Source organism: Bradyrhizobium sp., from assembly GCF_049581145.1.
GTDB lineage: Bacteria > Pseudomonadota > Alphaproteobacteria > Rhizobiales > Xanthobacteraceae > Bradyrhizobium.
This window is the reverse complement of sequence record NZ_JBAURI010000313.1, coordinates 1-1,561: the sequence shown is the minus strand read 5'-3', so window position 1 is coordinate 1,561 and position 1,561 is coordinate 1. Positions and strand designations below refer to the sequence as shown.

General features: G+C 64.6%; 1 protein-coding gene. It reads left to right on the top strand.

Going from position 1 to position 1,561, the window contains the following annotated elements:
* Nucleotides 1-165: 165 nt before the first annotated feature.
* Nucleotides 166-1,406, top strand: a protein-coding gene (locus WCB02_RS10435; protein WP_423958023.1) for an IS3 family transposase whose coding sequence is annotated in 2 segments (ribosomal slippage) — nt 166-469 and nt 469-1,406 — 1,242 coding nt in all. Because the reading frame shifts where the segments join, the coding sequence is not laid out codon by codon here.
* Nucleotides 1,407-1,561 lie beyond the last annotated feature (155 nt).

Genomic DNA, 1,561 nt, shown 5'->3' with positions numbered 1-1,561 from the left:
AGTGGGGCTAGGCACGAGGTAACTGCCGTGTGTGTGGATCTGCGCAGGATCGCGTCTCGCCTAGCGACGCTGTCATCGGCCCGAGTTCCCTACTCCCTCGTTCCTGGTCGCATTGGACCGCCCCGGTGATCTTGGAGGCTCTGATTCCTGGGAGGATGCAGAGTCATGCCGGCACAGCGGAAGTACCCCGAGGAACTGCGTGAGCGCGCGGTCAAGATGGTGTTCGAGGTCCGTGACCAGGATGGAAAGGGCCGGGGTGAGCTCGCGCGGGTGGCCCGCCAGCTGGGTGTTCACCCGGAGGCGTTGCGGACGTGGGTGCGGCAGGCGGAAATTGACGGCGGGGTCCGGCCGGGTACCACGACGGAGGAATCGCGGCGGATCGCCGAGCTGGAACGCGAAAATCGGGAGCTCCGCCGCGCCAATGAGATATTGAAGGCGGCGAGTGCGTATTTCGCCCGCGAACTCGACCCCAGGCTTCCGCGCTAGTCGGGTTCATCGATTCACATCGTGACCGGTTCGGGGTGGAGCCGGCGTGCGCGGTACTGGAATTCCCGGTCTCGACGTATTACGCGGCGAAGAAGCGCGGGCGTGAGCCGTCGCGGCGTGAGCAGCGGGATGAGTGGCTGAAGAAAGAGATCATGCGGGTGTGGGAAGACCGGAGGAAGGGCCGCTGTGTGTACGGGGCGCGGAAGGTGTGGCGCCAGATGCGGCGGGAGGGCATCGAGGTGGCCCGGTGCACGGTTGCGCGGCTGATGAAGGAGCTGGGTATCGCCGGGGTGTCGGCCAGGCGCAAGAAGCCGCGCACGACAGTGCCCGATGCCGGTGGCCAGCGGCCCGCTGACCTGCTGGGACGTGACTTCACCGCGTCGGCGCCGAACCGCCGCTGGGTCGCGGACATTACGTATGTGGGCACGTTTTCCGGGTTCGTGTACACGGCATTCGTCACTGATCTGTTTTCCCGCGCTGTCGTCGGCTGGCAGGTCGCCGATCACCTGCGGGCTGATCTTGCCCTGGACGCGCTGGAGATGGCGATCTGGTCACGCCGGGAGAATATCGGTGATGAGCTGATTCACCATTCTGACCGTGGCGTGCAGTACACATCCATCTGTTACACCGGGCGCCTGGAAGATATCGGGGCGGTCCGCTCGGTCGGGAGTAAAGGTGATTCGTATGATAATGCTGCCGCGGAGGCGGTGAATTCCCTGTACAAGAAGGAGCTTATCAACTTCGAGGGTCCATGGCAAGGCGCCGGGGACGTGACCGTCGCGACAGCGGAATGGGTGTCCTGGTACAACAACGAGAGGCTGCATTCTGCTTGCGGGGATATCCCTCCGGCGGAATACGAGAAAGACTGGCTAATGGGCTCGGGTAACACTATAATCATTCCCGAGGCCAAAGCATCGTAGCCTCCAACGAAGTCGGGTCGGCTCATTGGCCTCGGCTGCGGCGCCCAGCTGCCCGAAGATCACCCCGCTCAGCAGCCGGGGATCGGCAGCCGGGACCGTGCCGGCCCGCTCGGTGGCGAAGACGACCTGATGCCCCGCATCGCACAGCACCCGCC